Origin of the sequence: Marinomonas sp. THO17, from assembly GCF_040436405.1 — a bacterium.
In the GTDB taxonomy this organism is placed as follows: domain Bacteria; phylum Pseudomonadota; class Gammaproteobacteria; order Pseudomonadales; family Marinomonadaceae; genus Marinomonas.
Genome location: NZ_AP031575.1, coordinates 84,525 through 102,522 on the forward strand (window position 1 = coordinate 84,525; position 17,998 = coordinate 102,522).

Here is a 17,998-nt window from a genome sequence, read left to right on the forward strand (position 1 = left end):
ATTTAAATGACTGACTTAAAAGAAGTTCTTAAAAATAAATTGCCAATGGCTGCATGGGTTCTGGATGTCGAGAAATCTTCGGTTATTGCCTATAACGATGCCGCTGAATGCTTGTTAGCCAATTCATTGCAGCAAATCCAATCCGGCAGCAGACGTATTCCGAGCGACTTACAAGATAAATGGGTTCGTAAACTTGCAACCATAGATAGGCAACAGAGTTTTTCTTGTCCTTGGCCATCTGATAACGACGAAACATTGAAACATTGGTGTCAGGGATCGGTAGTTGATCTAGAGGATGGTCGTAAGGGGTTATTGCTCGAGTTACAACTGAAAAGCATCACTAAAGCCTCAGACCCTTTGATCGATAAAGACGTTAATCTACTGAAACAATTTAAAACCCTTTCCTTTGCTATCTTTTCCCTACAAGGCTGCTACCTTAATTCCAGTGATATTTTTACGGAACAATTTGGTTCTTTTGAGCAGTTATCCAGTTTGTTTGCCGTCTCTTCTGCCGCCAAAAGCTTTATGTTGCGTTTAAGCGAGCAGCAAAGCTTGTCGCAAGAAATTATGTTGTCTACTTTAAAGGGTGTTCGTTGGCACCGAATTGAAGCCAGGTATGATGTTCATTCAAAGCAAATTTATCTTCTGGCCCATGACATTCAAGAAGAGAGAGACCATGAGGTTGCGCTTTACCGCTTGAATAATTATGACAATTTGACCAATTTACCTAACCGTAATTTACTCTATCAACAATTGGAAAGTGCACTGCAAAATGCCAAAAAACGTGAACGAGAGTTTGGTCTTTTGTATATGGACTTGGATAGTTTCAAGGTAATTAATGATAATTTTGGTCATAGAGTCGGAGATGAGTTGATACAGCGGGTGGCAGAACGTATCCAGTCGAGTATTCCTGCAGCGGCGTGTTTGTATCGACTGGGTGGTGATGAGTTTGTTGTTGTATTGGAAAATACAAGTGCGATTAGTGATTTAGAAGACATTGCTCGAAGCATTATGTTCAACGCCAGTAACACATATCTGGTGGCTGAGATGGAGATGATGATCAGTGCCAGTATTGGCATTGCCAGTTATCCGCAGCACGCTGAAGATGTTGATAATTTGCTGAAAAACGCGGATGCCGCAATGTATCGTGCTAAATCTACGGGTCACAATTTGTATTGTGTGTATGAAAATCGTATGGCTGACAATATTAATGCACTTCTAACATTAGGCAGTGGTTTACGTAAGGCCATTGATAATGAAGAGTTTGAGTTACATTATCAGCCAAAGGTAGCGTTACCAAAAGAAAATGTTGTGGGCGCTGAGGCGCTAATTCGTTGGAATCACCCTGAATTAGGTATGGTCAGCCCAAATAAATTTATTCCCTTAGCAGAAGAAAGTGGTTTGATTCTTCCTTTGGGTGAGTGGGTGATTCGTCGTGCTTGCCGCCAACTGCAAGAGTGGCGTCAACAAGGTCATCCCCCCATTCGATTATCCGTTAATCTATCCAGTCGTCAGTTTATGCAAGCGGATTTGGTGGACATGGTGAAAGCCATTTTAGAAGAAACTGGGGTCGATCCTGAGTATTTGGAGCTTGAGTTGACGGAAAGTATGTTGATGACGGATGCTCAGCAATCGATAGAGAAATTACATAATTTCAGAAAGTTGGGACTGACGTTATCCATTGATGACTTTGGTACCGGCTATTCTTCATTGTCTTATCTTAAAAAATTCCCCATTCAAACCCTGAAAATTGATCGCTCTTTTATTCATGATATTGGCATAGACAGCGATAATGACGCCATTGTTAAAGCGACCATCGCCATGGCAAAAAGTCTAAATTTGAAGGTCATCGCGGAAGGGGTTGAAAATCGTTCTCAGGTCAGTGCACTTGATGGTTATCAGTGCCAAGAAGTCCAAGGCTTCTTGTATTCTAAACCTTTGCCGAGTAATGACTTTATGAATTACTTACAGGAACAAGTTAAAGTAGAGCATTTTAGTTTGGTGGAAACTGGTTCTTTGTAGTTTATATATTGTAATTATTCGTCATTTTCCATTTACCAACTTGCAGCCACTAGGCTAACCTCTTACTCTTAGCTTCAGACTGTAAATGACGGATTTGCTGTGCCAATCTTAGAAAATTTAACTTGTCCTATTGATGGCGAATACCTGCAAAGGCAAGCAGGAAGCCTGACATGTTCACGAGGACATACTTTCGATCTTGCTAAAACGGGTTATGTTAATTTATTACCCGTTCAAAATAAACGCTCCAAAGACCCGGGTGACAGCAAAGACATGGTGTCCTCGCGGCAAAATTTTCTTAACCTAGAACACTATCTGCCAATTATTGACGCCATTATGACTGGCTGGCCAAAAGCTGCATGGCAACCTCAGATGCGCATTTTGGACGCTGGATGTGGTGAGGGTTATTATCTGCATCATCTTGGACAAGCGTTTGAAAAAGCGGCCATACCAGTTGAGAGAGTGGGGTTGGATATTTCAAAATGGGCGGTGACGGCGGCCAGTAAGCGAGATAAAACGGTTTCTTGGATTGTGGGTAGTAATGCCAGTTTACCTGTGCCGGATCAGCGTTTTGACGTTATCTTATGTTTATTTGGTTTTCCTGTTTTTCATGAGTTTCAACGCACTTTGGTCGACTCAGGTTATTTACTATTGGTAGAGTCCGGCCCTCAGCACTTGATTGAACTGAGAGAAATTCTATACGACAGCATTCATCCTTATAAAGCGACTTATTCTGAAGGCGTCACAGGATTTGAGCTAGAGTCCGAGTACAGCAAACAATTTACTTTTTCACTCATGTCACAACAACAGATTCAATATTTGTTGAGCATGACACCTCATATTCATAAGGCTTCCTATCAAGGAAAACAGCAAATTAAACAATTAGACAAGATTAGCGTAACAGCTGACATCAAGTTACGCTGGTATCGTAAGACGAATGAGAGAAGTAAATAATGCCAAAGCAGAAGATAGAAGACCTTTTTCAAAAAAACCGGGACTGGGCGGAAAAAGTATCGGCTGAAGATCCAGCGTTTTTCTCAACCTTGTCTGAACAGCAACAGCCTGAATATTTATGGATAGGTTGTGCCGATAGTCGTGTGCCTGCCAATCAAATTATTGACCTTCTTCCAGGTGAGGTCTTTGTTCATCGCAATATTGCGAATATGGTAGTACATACCGACCTGAACTGTTTGTCAGTGATTCAATACGCTGTGGATGTGCTTAAGGTGAAACACATTATGGTGGTTGGACATTATGGTTGTGGCGGTATTAAAGCGGCAATGGATAAAGGGGATAATGGCATGATTGATAATTGGTTATGCCATATTAGAGACGTGTATCGTTTTCACCATAAAGAGTTAAACCAAATTAAGGATGAGCAAAAGCGCTTTGATCGCCTGTGCGAGCTTAATGTAATAGAGCAGGTATGGAATGTCTGTCAGACCACGATAGTTCAGAATGCGTGGAAAAAAGATCAAGAGTTACATGTTCATGGCTGGTGTTATAGCATTGATAACGGTCATATTACGGATTTAAAAGTAACGGTTTCGAATGCGCAACAAGCCATTGAAAATTTAGACAAAGTAAAATAATTGAGAAAAATGCCGTCGATTAAGACGGCATTTTTCTATCTAAAACTGGGCTTTTATAGGTTGTTGCTTTCTGCAATGGTCTTAGCACAACCGGCTATACTGGAGCGTAACCATATGTGGCCTGGGTCATGTTGTAACAGTGGGCTCCACAACATCTTCAATTCAATTGGTGGGATATCAAACGGTGGGGCTACTACCGTTACGTGAGAGTTGTCTTTCATTAAGCGTGTTGCAAGGGATGGTAGGGTGGCGATTAATCCCAATTGCTCGGTTGCGCGCATGGCCACATTGTAGTTTCGCGTAAAAAGACGAATGTTTCGCTTATAGCCAAGGTCAGCCAGGGTACCATCTACCCAACCCAGTTTCTGTACTTCTTCTGGTTGAATGCCCACACCGACACCAAACCCCGTTTTACTTACCCACACGTGAGGAGAGGACAAATACATCTCTAAACTGAAATTTTTGGCAATCTCAGAATTAGCTGGAATGAGGCAAGAGAATTGGTCAACCCAGACGGATTTTTGATGGAAAGATTGAGGTAGAGTGTCAAAGCGGTTAATGACCAAGTCGACTTTGCCTTTTTCCACATCGTGAAAGCTCACATCACTTGGGTTCATCACGTCTAAGATGACATTGGGTGCTTCTTCTTGCAGCTTTTTCATTAAAGGTGGAATCAGGGTGGCTTCAGCATAATCACTGGCCATGATACGGAACACTCGAGAGCTGGATTCGGCTTCAAAGTTTTGACCTAGGTGTAGGACTTCGTCGACCGACTGCAAAATATTTTGTACACGAGGTTGTAGCTGAATTGCCAAAGCGGTGGGCATCATGCCATCACTGGTGCGTACTAACAAAGGGTCGTGGAAAAGATCTCGTAATCGTCTTAAACCATTACTCATCGCCGGTTGTGTAATACCAAGTTGGTTGGCAGCATGAGTCACGTTTTGTTCCCTCAGTAGGGAATCCAAATAACGAAGTAAATTGAGGTCTATTTTGTCTAACTGCATCTGGGGGCCGTGTCCACAATTAATGGGGCTGAATCATACTCTATTTCCAAGATGAATAGAATGATTGCGCTTTAATCCTTTATTGAAATAGTCAGATTGTGCTTTTGTAATTGCTCAATTACCTCATAGCAAGCTCCCATGGTGTGGTAGTCTGTCTTGCCAGCGGGACTTTTACAATCGTCAATGGTTTGATTGTCTTGGGTGAGAATACGAAACCATGCTCCATATTGATGATCTACCATATGTTGCCAGCTGTACTGCCAAAGTTGATCGTATTTTTGCCAGTAGTCTGATTTTCCAGTCATCAGGGCCAGCATGGCGGCGGCAGCGAAGGATTCCGCTTGTACCCAGAAATATTTATCGCCATCGCATACTTTCCCTTGCAAGTCATAGCCGTAACAGAGTCCAGCGTTTTTTTCATCCCACGCTTTTAGCCAGGCTTGGTTAAAAAGCTGTTCCGCTTTAGGAATCAGCCAATCAATGGCACGACGTTGATGGATCAGCAAAAGTAGCTTTGCCCACTCAGTTTGATGGCCTGGCTGAAAACCCCAAGGTCTGAACAAATGCTTTGGATTGTCTCGGTTGTAATCCCAATCAAGCTGCCAATCGGCGTGATAATGTTCCCAGATTTCACCATTGGCTAGGTCAGCTTGTCGAATACAGATGTTTTCTGCCAAACGAATAGCGCGCTCAAGATAATGAGACTCTTGAGTGGCATCGTAGGCAGCCAACATGGCCTCACAAGAATGCATATTGGCATTTTGTCCACGGTATGGAGACACTTCTTGCCAATCAGCGGAGATCTCGTCTCGATAGAGACAATAGTCTGCATCCCAGTAATGTTTTTCCATGGTTTGAAAAGTTTCTTCTAGCCAACTTTTAGCTTCAGTAATGCCTGCTTTGTAAGCCATAGAATAGGCTAGCATGACAAATGCGAAGCCATAACAATGATTGGTCTCGTCAAGATTTTTGGCCCCTTTTAATAGCCAAACATAACCGCCATTGGCTTTAAGATGGCGCTTTCTTAAGTAATCAACACCGTGTTTTACTGCGTTAAGATAGTCTGGGTTCTGCTCCGCCAAATACGCTTTAGCATAGTTAAAAACAAAGCGCGTACTGCTTACTAGATGACGAGTGTCACTATCATAGATTTCCCCATTGTCTTTGAAGAAATGAAAGAAGCCGCCATTAGGATCAATGCAGTTTGGGTGATAAAAAGCCATGGTGTTTTGTATGTGTGATGAAAGAAACTCAGGAGAACGAAAATTTGGCAAGGCTGACATTATGATTCCCTAGCATTGTGGCTTGTTATTCTTATGAGTAGAAGAGGATTTTCTTCACATACTAATGGCTTAATTTATTAAATCAACTAGATTTATTAAATTGAAGTGGTTAGTTTACTGGCTTCTTATAAAGGTAATCTTGTCATGCAATCGTCGGGTAGTACCTCGGAACAAAGTCGAATATATAATGAGCGGATCATATTGCACTTGATTCGTCAGCATCCTGAAATATCTCGCGTACAAATCGCGAAACGCACAGGTTTAAGTGCACAGACCATTTCTGTTATTACTTCGTCCTTGTTAGAACGAGAATTATTGTCAGTGGTCGGCAAAGTAACTGGGCGTCGAGGACAACCTTCTATTAAGCTCAGTATTCATCCGCAAGGTGCTTATGGACTTGGTATTAATGTGGACCGCAATCACATCAGTGCCGCTTTATTGGATTTTACTGGAGCGCAGGTTTTATTGCTGGAAAGACAGGTGTCTTTTCCAACCGAACATTCTGCTAAAAGCATTGCGCAAGACTTGCTACAAGAGGTCAAACTTACCCTAGGTGATCGTTGGAGTAAGGTCCAAGGAGTGGGATTGGCCAAACCGGATTACATGGATTCTTGGTTGGATCGTCTGGTAACCAATCAAGATCAGCGAGAAGATTTAGGCAGCTTGCAAATGGCCTTGGCGTATTGGCAATCGGATGCATTTGAGCATTGGTTGAGTGAACAGACGGGCTTATCCTGTTTTTGTCAAAATGATGCCGCAGCCGCAGCCACCAGTGAGCTTTTATTGGCTTCTCAAACACCGCAAAAAGACTTTTTTTACTTATTCGTCAGTACCGCTTGCGGTGGAAGTATGGTGGTAAACGGCGAATGCTATTCTGGGGCCAATGGTAAGGCGGGCAGTTTTGGCTTGATGCCAACGGCCACAGGTCGTCATGGCAAATGGGTATTGGAGGCCCTGTCTTTGGCTTCACTGCATCGACATTTAAGTCATGCTAATTTGACCTGGCCTGATTCGCCACATTTATGGCATCAGCAAAAATGGCAAATTGCAGTACAAGAATGGGCTAGGGAAGTGGCGGAAGAGATCAAAAGTGCAATGGTGTCTTTGATAGCACTTTACGACCCGCAAAGCATATTGATAGGTGGGCCTTTGCCGACTCAGGTCACTTTGGCTTTGATAGATTCATTAGAGTCCGTGTTAGAAGGGGAAACTCTTTTGCCTCTTCCAAGCATCTGTATGGCTCAAACTGGCAATATTGCTGGCGTATTAGGGGCGGCAGTATTGCCTTTGTATGAAACCTTTGCACCACAGCAAAACCTACTTTTACTGAGTTCCAAAAGGTAAAACTTATGCGATTGGAAATACAATGTGAAGACAGAGTTGGCATGATACGTGAGATACTTGATATCTTTATCCCACATCATATTGATGTGCGCATGGTGGAAGTCGATTCTAAACAGCGTTGTGTTTATTGTGGTTTCTCAGATGTGCCTTTTAGTCTACTGCAAAGTCTGTTGGCGGAGATTCGTAAGCTAGACAGTGTTGAGGATGTGAAAACGGTACGTTTTACGCCGTTTGAGCGCGAACACAATGCCTTATATACCTTGCTGGAAACCTTACCTGACGGTGTGATTGCGGTAGATTTGCAAGGTAAGATTACCATGGTAACGGAATTGGCTGCCAAAGATCTGAATGTGCCCGTTCCACAACTGCTTCATCAACCTTTGCAAGATTTTATTAAAGGCATACATTTTTCCAAAAGTGCTTGGGCTAAGCCTCAAGCGGGCAGCAGCAAACGTATTCGTTTGCAAAACAACACTTTTTTATTAGAGATGCGGCCATTTTTTGTGGTCAATGATGAGGGGGATGAGATTCCGGCTGGCAGTGTTGTTTACCTTAAATCAGAACAACGCTTGGATCGGCAAACCGCAAACTTAAAATTAGCCCCGGAGGCCGAGAACCCTCTGGAAGGTTTCTTTCAGGCTGACCTTATTAAAAGCCATGCCATGGCACGCACCTTACAACAAGCTAAAGTCTTTGCTCTAACTCGTCATCCTTTATTAGTACAGGGTGAATCAGGAACTGGTAAGCGACATTTAATAGAGGCTTTATTTCAATATTGGCAACGTCAAGAAATGGATCATACTGTTGAGCTGGTGGTGCGTCATGCTTCGGACATTAGCTTGGCTGACATTCAGAGTTTGGATCAATTTACTGGGTGGTTTGTGATCGACCAAATAGAACACTTGACGACTGAAGTGCAGCAGCAGTTAGTACTCTGGTTACAAAAGCAGGCTGATGAAGCCACCAGCTTTGATCGGCCCGTGCGTTTGGTCAGCGTGACTCAGCATAAACAAGCAGGGCTGGTGACGAATGGTATGAGTAATGAGCTGTATTTCCAGCTCGCCAAACTCAGTCTTGCTATCCCAGCCTTACGAGACAGGACAGAAGATCTACCCGGTTTAATCAGGCAAACCTTAACGGATTTGACGACACGCTATCGTAAGCCTGTGCCAATCTTATCGAAATCTGCACAAGTGAAATTAAGTATGCATGCTTGGGCAGGGAATTTGGCAGAGCTGCAAAATGTGTGTTTGCAAACTCTGTTAGCTTGTCCAACCAGTCATTGGCAAGCAGAAGATATCCATCTCGAGGAGGCATCCTCTCTTTCATTGCGGTTAGAAAACGACTCCCTAGAGCAAACCGTAAAGATGTGGGAAGCGCAATTATTACGACAGCTCTATCCTCAATACCCCAGTACTCGGCGCTTAGCAAAAGCAGTAGGTATGAGTCACAGCACCATCGCCAATAAGCTAAAAGAATATGGAATACATAACTGAAAAAGCCCCATTAATATTCATTAACGAGGCTCTTACTCAAGCAAAAGAGATGGATTAGTAAGGACGCTGCTGACGTCGAGCAGAACGAGAAGCTTGCTCACGCTCAATTTTAATAGGCTGCATTTTTACTTTTGGTTGATTGACGGATTTGTGGATGCTCGCAACCAAGAAAGCAATAACTGCGCAAGCAGCTACGAATAATACGAATTCAAACATGGCGTTTCTCCAAACTAATTATTCTTATAACACTATGGTTTATTATGACCATTAGGTAAAGCACATTATGTTGTCTTTTCGTTAAGGAAGGTGACTTCCTCAATATTTTACGATTCTGTATATCTTAAGTAAGGGCGAAAAAATGGATTTCAAGACCCTAAAGATAATAGCGTTTGCGTAAGTAATGCGCGACCGCATCTTCGTCATGGTGGCCAATAACGTCGCTGGCGGCTTGTTTGACATGCGACATAGCGTTGTCCATTGCAAAGGCTTCATCGGCACAGTCAAACATAGACAAATCATTATCACCGTCGCCAAACACTACTAAGGTTTCGGCACCTATTTCTTGTTTTAGTTCTGTTAGGGCGGACCCTTTGCAAACCTTACTATGATGAATGTCTATCCAGTGGGCATCTGGATTATAAATGCCGCCACCAGAATAAGCCGTTAAGTGGTCGTGTTTTAGGCTTTCCTCAACAATTTTTTCAATATACTCAGGGTGACCCATGGCACTGATATTGGTGATTTTTGAGTCTATGGAAAGCTCAGAAATAGGATGCAGGCTCATGTTTTTATGATTGCCCAATTCGTTGGCGATGTGATCGCTCAGTTTACCTATGAGTGGTGCATGGTATACCTTGTGGCTGCCATCTTCTGCTAAACAAAAAACAAAGGGGGTAATGGCATGAGTATCAAAAGCGGCAAGCAATTCGTTAATGTGAGTCTGATCTAATAAGTGGCGATGGCGATATTCTTGAGCATTTGGTTGCCACCATTCAACACCATTCTTAAATATTTGCCAGTTGGGAAAATCATGACCGGCGATACAAGGCATGGCTGCAAGATGGGTTCGGCCTGTGGCAATGGTATAGTAAACGCCCGCAGCATTGAGTTTTTCAAGTGTTTCAATGGTGAAGTTGGATAAACGCTGATGACGGTTCAGTAAGGTGCCGTCGAGATCAAATGCCACTAATTCCATAATTACCTCGTTCTTATTATGTGACTATCGCATTATGTCTATTACGAATTCAACCGCAAATAGGTTACAAATTTGTATCTTTCATAGTCTTTAGTCTGCGTAATTTTATGCCAACATGGCAGGGGAAAGGAAAAAATGAACGTTGGGATTCAAGATAAGGGGCCAAGGATACGAGTTGGCCCCCTTAACCCATTACTTGGTATGAATGGCTTTTAATGCTTGAGAAGAAAATACCACCCCTTCCCAGCCATTTAACATGAACTGGCGAATGTTTTGATGATCCTCGCCTTGAGGATTTTGCAGTACGTCTACACGATAGAAGTCACCAAAAAGATGCAGGGTTTCATCTTTATTCAGCTGATGAATTAAGGCAAAGGAAAAGATTTTACATGAACCGTTGTTTTCATTAACTGCGTTAACTTGTTCACCATTGGTAAAAGCCGTGGGCGTAAAATCGTATTCCTTCTCAATCACGCCAATGGCTTCTTTGAAGTGTACGTCTTGTGGTGTGTTCTTGATTTTTTCAATCAAGCTTTGTGTATTTAGCATGATAACTCCAGAGCTAATTTCGTTTTGCTGAATAATGCACGGTTACTTTAAAAAGGATGAAGGATACTAGTCCGCATGTGGCCATGGTAGCAAGCATGGGAACAAAAGTACCATTATGAAATAGGCTAACCATGGCGCCACTCAAGGCGCCAAGCGCACAACGAGAGGTGCCGGCTAGGGCTGTGACACTGCCATTATTGTTGCCAGCGCTTTTTAGAGCACCTGCCATGAAGCCGCTACTGAGTATTCCCATCGGCCCAACAAACATCATGCTGGCAAGCATAATAAGCATGAGTGGTGGTTGCTCAAACAAACAAAGAAACAACATAAAGCATGATGCCACTAAAGGCACAAAACTGGCGTATTTGGACAGCACTTCCGTACCCAGTTTTTCAACAAAACGACTATTGATGCTAGACGCTATCATCATGGTGATCACATTGGCGCCCACAAGAAAACCAAAGTGTTCAGGTTTCACTTGATAGATTTCAATATAAACAAAGGATGAGCCTGTGATAAAACTCATCATGCCTGAAAAGAAAAAAGCGCCTGCCGCTATGTAGCCTAATACGGCTGGATTTCGAATAAGCCGATAATAGTTGGTCAGTGCCCCCCATAAAGAAAAAGGAATACGTTTTTCATGGGGCAAGGTTTCAGGAATATTAATGATAAATAATACTATTCCCAGCAGAGATAGCAGGCCAAGAAAAACGAAAATAAAGTGCCAGCTGAAAAGAGTTAAAATAGCGCCACCTAAAATAGGTGCCGCCAAAGGAGCGAGAGCCATAACTAACATGATCATTGACATGGCTTTTGCAAATTCGTTAATGGATAAACCGTCTTTGACTAACGCAGGGATACAAACCGCGACAGCCGCACCACCAAGGGCTTGGATTGCGCGCCCCATCATCAACCAGTCATAACTGCTTGACCAAGCACATATAAAACTGCCTAAAGCAAAAATACTTAAGCCACTGATCACCACTTTACGGCGCCCAATGGCATCGGATATAGGGCCAAATAGAATCTGCAAAAAAGCAAACACAATCAAATACATACTTAGCGTCATCTGTACTAAGCTGATATGGATATTTAAGTCTTTGGCAATGGTCGGAATACTGGGGAGATATGCATCGATGGCAAGCGGCGTTAAACCAGAGAGTAAACCTAGAATAAGAATGATAGGCAGAGTAAGGGACATAAGAGGTTGGTTGGATACCTTAATGGATTTATAACGAAACAGTATTATAATCCCTTTGCTGAAAGCTCGTGATATTAATTGTGCAAACACTAAGTAAAGGCGTTAGCAATCACAGGCATGCTCCATATAGTATGGTTTTAAAAACACTATCATGTTTCAATTTCGTCAAATTTTAATTCCCTTCTCGCTTAGCCGGCTCATTTGACGTATCAAGATGCAGAGAATAATGCAGCGGATACGTGTCGTGCGAAAATAAGGATTAGTATGCTAAGTTTGTTTGAAAAGTGGATCGCTCCCTATCCTGATCAGGATGCAGGGCAAGCTCCCAATACCCTTTATGCTTTTTGTCGCTACTATTCTCGTGGTGCCGAACTGCCTCTGATCATTATGTCTTGTCTGACTGCCATGATTGCCATACTGGAAGTGACCTTGTTTAGCTTTCTTGGACAATTGGTGGATTGGTTAATCGACAAAGATCCTAGTACTTTCTTCGCCCAAGAGGGTGGGCATTTATTGTTGATGTCCTTAATGATTTTGGTGGCTATGCCATTACTGACTTTTTTGCATTCGGCCATTATTCATCAGGTTTTGTTGGGCAACTATCCGATGCGTATTCGTTGGTTATCCCATCAGTTTATCTTAAAACAAAGTATGTCATTCTTTCAGGATGAGTTCGCTGGACGCATTTCTACAAAAGTGATGCAAACCTCTTTAGCGGTTCGTGAAACCGTAATGAAACTATTGGATGTCTTGGTTTATATAGGGGTTTATTTTGTTTCTATGGTGGTGTTAATCGCCAATGCAGACTACCGTTTAATGCTGCCTATGCTGGGCTGGTTGGTTTGCTATGTGATGTTGCAGTTGTATTTTGTGCCCAAGTTGAAACGTATCTCCAAAGCGCAAGCCGATGCGAGATCTATCATGACGGGGCGCGTGGTGGACAGTTATAGCAATATTTCTACCGTTAAACTCTTTTCTCATCACGATAGAGAAGCCGCTTATGCCAAAGAGGGCATGGATGGTTTTTTAAAGACGGTTTACAAGCAAATGCGCTTAGTAACTTTCCTCAATGTGGGGGTGCAAAGCTGTAACTATCTTTTGGCCTTTGTGATCGCGGCTTTGTCTATTTGGTTGTGGTCGGCCAGTGTGATCAGTGTTGGTGCCATCGCTATTTCGGTAAGTTTGGCGCTGAGATTGAATGGCATGTCGCAATGGATTATGTGGGAAGTCAGTGCCTTGTTTGAAAACATAGGTATGGTAAATGACGGCATGCAGACCTTGTCTCGACCAGTGGAAATTCAAGACAAGCCAAATGCCCCCGCTTTGCAAGTGACCCAAGGTCAAATCGATTACAAAAAGGTGTCATTTCATTATGGTAAAGTCGATCGAAAAGTCATTGAAGACTTGGTTTTATCCATTAAACCTGGTGAAAAAGTTGGTTTGGTTGGGCGCTCTGGCGCTGGTAAATCTACCATAGTGAATCTGTTAATGCGTTTCCATGATGTGGAAGCAGGCCAGGTTTGTATTGATGGACAAGATATAAGTGCCGTGACACAAGAGTCATTACGCGCGCAAATTGGTATGGTGACGCAAGATACCTCATTATTGCACAGAACCGTGCGAGAAAATTTACTTTATGGTCGTCCAGATGCCAGTGAAGAAGACATGATTGCGGCAGCGAAAAAGGCAGAGGCTCATGACTTTATTCAAGGTTTAACCGATCCTTATGGTAATCATGGTTATGATGCCATGGTAGGGGAGCGAGGCATAAAATTGTCTGGCGGTCAGCGTCAGCGTATTGCCATCGCTCGAGTATTGCTAAAAGATGCGCCTTTGCTGATGCTAGATGAAGCGACCTCGGCATTGGATTCTGAGGTAGAAGCGGCAATACAGGATAGCCTTTACAAATTAATGCAAGGCAAAACCGTGATCGCCATTGCACACAGACTATCAACTATAGCGGCGATGGACAGACTGATTGTGTTGGATAAAGGGCGCATTGTTGAACAAGGCAGCCATGAAGAATTGGTGAAAGCCAACGGCATTTATTCATCCTTGTGGGCGCACCAAACGGGTGGATTCCTAGCAGAAGACATTGAACTTGACGAAGACACTCTAGTGTAAGTTTGTCATATCATATAAGACGAAAAAGGCGACCCAACAGAGTTAGGTCGCCTTTTTTAGGCAAAATGACATTGCTTGCTGGCGATTTAATCGTCTTTGATTTTGCCTTTTTTATTGGCCAACCAAACAAACTGATAGGGCATCAGGGTGACCTTCCCTAAATGATCTTCATAGACCTGCTCTGATACTAAATCTGTCCAGATATCAGTGGCAATCAGGTTCAGTTCAGAAAGATTAAAATGTTGTGGCTGATCTGACATATTGTATACGGCAAACAGACTTTGACGACGATCCAGACTTTGGCGCCAGAAGGCAAATAAATGCTCTCCCATATGCAAAATGTATTGCGTGGCATTTGGATGAAACGCAGGCTGAGCGCGTCGTACCTTCAATAAATTAGTGACACTATTAAAGACTTTTTGATGATGGGTTGGTGTGTTTAATGCGTGATTTAATTCGTCCATATCCCAAATATGGCGGTTAATTGAGCGGAAATGCCCAGTGTTGTCAACGCGCTCATAATCGTTTTCGGTACCAAATAAGCTGTGAATATAGAAAGCAGGTACGCCTTCTAGGGCCATCATAACCCCAGCAGCACAAAGGAAACGAGCAAATTGCCATTGATCCGGCCCCTGATGGGCTGAGCCAGATAAGGCATCCCATAAACTGATGTTAATCTCATAGGGTTTGGCATCTCCTTGAGGCGTGGTTCGCGAACTAAGCTTGCCACCAAAACGTTTCATGGTGTTGATCAGGGTCTCCAATTCCCATTCGGTCAACAAACCTTCGGTCGGACGTAAGCCTATACCATCGTGAGAGGCAAGAAAATTAAGATAAGTGGTACCCTGTTGAGCTGGAGGCATGCTCATGAGCCATTGTTTTAAATGGTTACAATTCCCTGTTACCAAACTGTTAATCAACAGAGGTGGTAGGGAGAAGTTGTAAATTAAATGGGCTTCGTTGGCGTTACCAAAGTAGGTCAGATTTTCCTGATTTGGAATGTTGGTTTCGGTAATGATCACAGCGTCAGGTGCATAATGCTCTATCATCAAGCGCAACAAACGAATCATTTCGTGGGTTTGCGGTAAATTAATGCAAGTTGTACCGGGAATTTTCCAAAGAAAAGCAACTGCGTCTAGGCGAAACCAACGAATGCCTTTTTCTAAATAAAGACGAATTATACGTAAAAATTCCACTAACACTTCAGGGTTTTCGAAATTCAGGTCCACTTGGTCATGGCTGAAGGTACACCAAACATACTTGTCTCCCTGTTTGGTTTTGACCTCGCGAAGCAAAGGCGAGGTACGTGGACGAACGACAGCACTTAAATCGGCATGGGGGTCGGCTTCATAAAAGAAGCTGGCGCCCGGTTCCACCCCTGCCTTGTAATTTTCAAACCACAAACTACGACTAGAACAGTGATTAATCACCAAGTCTCCCATTACTTTAAAATCTTCAGCCAAGTCAGAGACATTGTCCCAATTGCCTGAAGATGGATTGACCGTAGTGTAGTCCATCACACTGAAACCATCGTCCGAGCTGTAAGGGAAAAAGGGCAGTAAATGCACCGCAGAAATACAACAAGCGAGCTTGCTTTTGACAAATTGATGTAAGGTTTCCAAAGGTGCTTCACCCTTTTTGCGAAGGGTGTCCGCATAGGTGATTAACATCACATCGGACTGATCCCACAAGTTTCTGTGTGGACGAGGTGATTCCGTTGCTGGGTCAAGAGAGAAGGTTGATAAGCATTTACTTGCCAAGTCCTTGTGATCAAGGTTGGGGTAAAGAATCTGCAAATGCGCCATTAACCTTTGTTCCAATTGTGACAAGGGAGCTTGTTCCATAATGTTTCCTGCCTTTTCAAGTGATTGCAAACAACGCCGTAGCGCTCACTTTTGATTTATCTTATTGTTTTATCAGGGCACACTAAAGTGACATTGAGGTGCGCTCTGATGGAAGAGGAGGAATCCTCTTGGTTGGCGAAGCTTACTTAGGTCCGAATTCCGCCATGTCTTTTTCAACCGCTTCTGACAGTTGCGATAGTACTCCAGGGAAGGCACTAATGACGCGATTCCAACTGGGTATAAAAGGTGTTTCCATTGGGTTCTCTAGATAATGATTACCCGCTTTCATAATATTACTGGCAAACAATTCCACGGCTTGCTCTTCCGTATGTACATCCAATTTTAGGCCATTTATCTCTGCATCATTACGATAGGTTTCAATAAAGTCCAATGCAACGCGGAAGTAAGTTGCTTTGATGGTGCGGAAGGTTGCCTGATTGAATATGGTGCCAGTAGTGGCCAATTTACGGAAAATGGCTTTGGTGATATCGATCGACATTTTCGATAATCCACCGTCATCATTATCCGCGGATAGGTCTTGATGTTTATGGTCGTATATATCGGCAATGTCAACCTGACACAATCTATTGGGTGAGTAATTACGATACATCTCACTCAATACACCAATCTCTAATCCCCAATCACTTGGAATGCGAAGGTCGGTCATAACATCGCGGCGGAAAGAGAATTCTCCTGCCAGTGGATAACGGTAGCTATCCAGATAATCTAGGTAATCTAAGTGCCCCAAGACTTTTTTCAAGGAATACAACAAGGGTGTCACCAGCAAACGGCTGACGCGCCCGTTCATTTTGCCATTCGCAGCACGAGCATAAAAACCTTTACAGAACTCGTAGTTAAAGTTTGGATTTGCCACCGGATAGATAAGACGTGCCAGTAGTTCTCGATCATAAGTAACAATGTCACAATCGTGCATGGCGATGGATTCAGCTTTCCCTGCTGCTAGGTTGTAACCCATGCAAAACCAAACATTACGACCTTTGCCCGGATCGGTTGGTGACAGGTTTTCTCCTTTCAAAACACTGTCTATTTCTCTCAAACGTGGGCCATCGTTCCATAGTACTTTGCAGTTTTGAGGTAACACACTAAAAAACTCCAAGGCGTGACGATATTGTTCTTCCGTGGCACGATCTAAGCCTATGATAATTTCAGACAGATAAGGGACCTGTTGCAAGTGCTTAATGATGTTTGGCATAGCCGCGGTTTCAAGTTCCGAATATAAGCAAGGTAAAATCAGCGACATAGGGCGGGTTTTGGCAAACTCGCAAAGCTCTTTCTCCATTTCTTCCAGTGGGCGGTGGGCTAAGTTGTGAAGTGTGGTGATGATGCCATTTTGATGAAAGTCACCCATAAAAAGTCTCCTAAAAAGATAAAATGTATCGTCTTATATTCATTGTGCGATTATTTATAATATTCCCTGTTTTTCTAACACCTGATTAATGGCCTGTGCCCAGCCTTTTGGGCCATAGTCGTCCGTTAACCAAGCATCACTTCGATTCGGTATTTCTGGTGGCACATGCACTGGGGAGCGAATCACCACAGGTATGTCTGCTTTACTCAGCATACCAATGTCATTTTCACCGTCTCCTAGGGCCATAGTAATTAACTCTTGATCTTCCAAAAGCTGATCCTGATAAAGCTTGGTTAGCCAGAGCATAGCATTGGCTTTATCGCACTTCTCTCCCATCAGATGAGAGAAGCGACCACCTTTTTGAATCTGCACACCAAAAGGTTTGAGATGCTCACGCAAACTCTGCAATGCTTGGTTAGAATCCGTCCATAACATAGGTTCAGTAAACTGACGTTGCATGGCCAATTTTGCGTTTTCCTCACTTAACCCTGTGACCCTAATGAGGTCATCCACTGACATGTCACTAAAACGTTGGAAGGTATATTGGTCTAGCTGATCGTCTGTCATATGAATCAGCTCTTTACGTTTTGGGCCAAAGGTTTTTAGCCAATATTCGCCCACGTCTTCGAGTGGTTCTTGGATGTCTAATCCTAATTGCTTAGGAATGTACACGGCAGAACCATTTTCGACAATAAAAGGGTCAAGGTGATTCAATTCCTTGCGTAAGGATAAAAGTTCATGAAAGGTTTTACTGGTATTGATAATACAGGGAATAGCAAATGTTTTTAGAGAAAGCATTGCCGACTTTGCTGGAGCAAAGCTGTAAGTGTGGTGGTCAAGTAAGGTGCCGTCTAGATCGGTAAAAATTAATAGACTCGTCATCTCGTTTCCAAATATAGGTCCATCAAGAGAAACTGTTGGACGTTAGGGTTAATCTTGCAAATCTGGTGCCAGTGCGTGAAAGTAAATACTTAA

Annotated in this window: 15 protein-coding genes; 6 read left to right on the plus strand and 9 right to left on the minus strand. The window is 43.0% G+C overall.

The genetic code is table 11. From position 1 onward, the window contains the following. Positions 1-6 precede the first annotated feature (6 nt). The 3 genes from ABXS85_RS00420 (at position 7) to can (ending at position 3,611) form a co-directional block, all read left to right on the plus strand. Positions 7-2,022: an EAL domain-containing protein gene (locus ABXS85_RS00420; RefSeq protein WP_353668077.1), complete on the plus strand. Its 2,016-nt coding sequence runs from the start codon at positions 7-9 to the stop codon at positions 2,020-2,022. 99 nt (positions 2,023-2,121) lie between these two features. Next, positions 2,122-2,973 (plus strand): putative RNA methyltransferase, encoded by an 852-nt coding sequence (locus tag ABXS85_RS00425; protein ID WP_353668078.1) that lies wholly within the window; start codon positions 2,122-2,124, stop codon positions 2,971-2,973. After that, positions 2,973-3,611: a carbonate dehydratase gene (gene can, locus ABXS85_RS00430; protein ID WP_353668079.1), complete on the plus strand. Its 639-nt coding sequence runs from the start codon at positions 2,973-2,975 to the stop codon at positions 3,609-3,611. The genes ABXS85_RS00425 and can overlap by 1 nt, the downstream gene beginning before the upstream one ends. A 53-nt stretch (positions 3,612-3,664) precedes the next feature. Here can and ABXS85_RS00435 read toward each other — a convergent pair whose 3' ends face one another. Together ABXS85_RS00435 and ABXS85_RS00440 are read right to left on the minus strand one after the other, a co-directional pair. Further along, positions 3,665-4,618 carry a LysR family transcriptional regulator gene (locus ABXS85_RS00435; RefSeq protein ID WP_353668080.1) on the minus strand — a complete coding sequence of 318 codons (954 nt, stop codon included), beginning with the start codon at positions 4,616-4,618 and terminating at the stop codon, positions 3,665-3,667. Between the two features lie 71 nt (positions 4,619-4,689). Continuing rightward, the gene (locus ABXS85_RS00440) at positions 4,690-5,901 is read right to left on the minus strand and encodes an AGE family epimerase/isomerase (RefSeq protein ID WP_353668081.1); all 1,212 of its coding nucleotides are present in this window, start codon (positions 5,899-5,901) and stop codon (positions 4,690-4,692) included. Between the two features lie 144 nt (positions 5,902-6,045). Between ABXS85_RS00440 and ABXS85_RS00445 the strand changes: the two genes are divergently transcribed. Beyond that, the gene (locus ABXS85_RS00445) at positions 6,046-7,245 is read left to right on the plus strand and encodes an ROK family transcriptional regulator (protein ID WP_353668082.1); all 1,200 of its coding nucleotides are present in this window, start codon (positions 6,046-6,048) and stop codon (positions 7,243-7,245) included. 5 nt (positions 7,246-7,250) lie between these two features. Further along, complete coding sequence (locus ABXS85_RS00450) at positions 7,251-8,741, plus strand: TyrR/PhhR family helix-turn-helix DNA-binding protein (RefSeq protein WP_353668083.1); 1,491 nt, start codon at positions 7,251-7,253, stop codon at positions 8,739-8,741. 54 nt (positions 8,742-8,795) lie between these two features. Here the strand turns inward: ABXS85_RS00450 and ABXS85_RS00455 are convergent, their stop codons facing one another. The 4 genes from ABXS85_RS00455 to ABXS85_RS00470 all read right to left on the minus strand — a co-directional run bounded on the left by ABXS85_RS00455 (position 8,796) and on the right by ABXS85_RS00470 (position 11,686). Continuing rightward, the gene (locus tag ABXS85_RS00455; protein ID WP_353668084.1) at positions 8,796-8,957 is read right to left on the minus strand and encodes a hypothetical protein; all 162 of its coding nucleotides are present in this window, start codon (positions 8,955-8,957) and stop codon (positions 8,796-8,798) included. A 157-nt stretch (positions 8,958-9,114) separates the two neighbouring features. Beyond that, positions 9,115-9,936 (minus strand): HAD family hydrolase, encoded by an 822-nt coding sequence (locus ABXS85_RS00460; protein ID WP_353668085.1) that lies wholly within the window; start codon positions 9,934-9,936, stop codon positions 9,115-9,117. A gap of 192 nt (positions 9,937-10,128) precedes the next feature. Continuing rightward, positions 10,129-10,485 (minus strand): HopJ type III effector protein, encoded by a 357-nt coding sequence (locus ABXS85_RS00465; RefSeq protein WP_353668086.1) that lies wholly within the window; start codon positions 10,483-10,485, stop codon positions 10,129-10,131. 13 nt (positions 10,486-10,498) lie between these two features. Next, the gene (locus ABXS85_RS00470; RefSeq protein ID WP_353668087.1) at positions 10,499-11,686 is read right to left on the minus strand and encodes a Bcr/CflA family multidrug efflux MFS transporter; all 1,188 of its coding nucleotides are present in this window, start codon (positions 11,684-11,686) and stop codon (positions 10,499-10,501) included. 264 nt (positions 11,687-11,950) lie between these two features. Between ABXS85_RS00470 and ABXS85_RS00475 the strand changes: the two genes are divergently transcribed. Next, positions 11,951-13,810, plus strand: a complete 1,860-nt coding sequence (locus ABXS85_RS00475) for an ABC transporter ATP-binding protein (RefSeq protein ID WP_353668088.1) — start codon at positions 11,951-11,953, stop codon at positions 13,808-13,810. Between the two features lie 86 nt (positions 13,811-13,896). On the opposite strand, the gene ABXS85_RS00480 is transcribed toward ABXS85_RS00475, so the two are convergent. The 3 genes from ABXS85_RS00480 to ABXS85_RS00490 all read right to left on the minus strand — a co-directional run bounded on the left by ABXS85_RS00480 (position 13,897) and on the right by ABXS85_RS00490 (position 17,905). Next, a complete protein-coding gene (locus tag ABXS85_RS00480; RefSeq protein WP_353668089.1) occupies positions 13,897-15,654 on the minus strand; it encodes an alpha-amylase family glycosyl hydrolase in 1,758 nt (585 codons plus the stop codon). 142 nt (positions 15,655-15,796) lie between these two features. Continuing rightward, a complete protein-coding gene (locus tag ABXS85_RS00485; RefSeq protein WP_353668090.1) occupies positions 15,797-17,023 on the minus strand; it encodes a glycosyl transferase in 1,227 nt (408 codons plus the stop codon). 54 nt (positions 17,024-17,077) lie between these two features. Next, a complete protein-coding gene (locus ABXS85_RS00490) occupies positions 17,078-17,905 on the minus strand; it encodes an HAD-IIB family hydrolase (protein WP_353668091.1) in 828 nt (275 codons plus the stop codon). Positions 17,906-17,998: the final 93 nt, after the last annotated feature.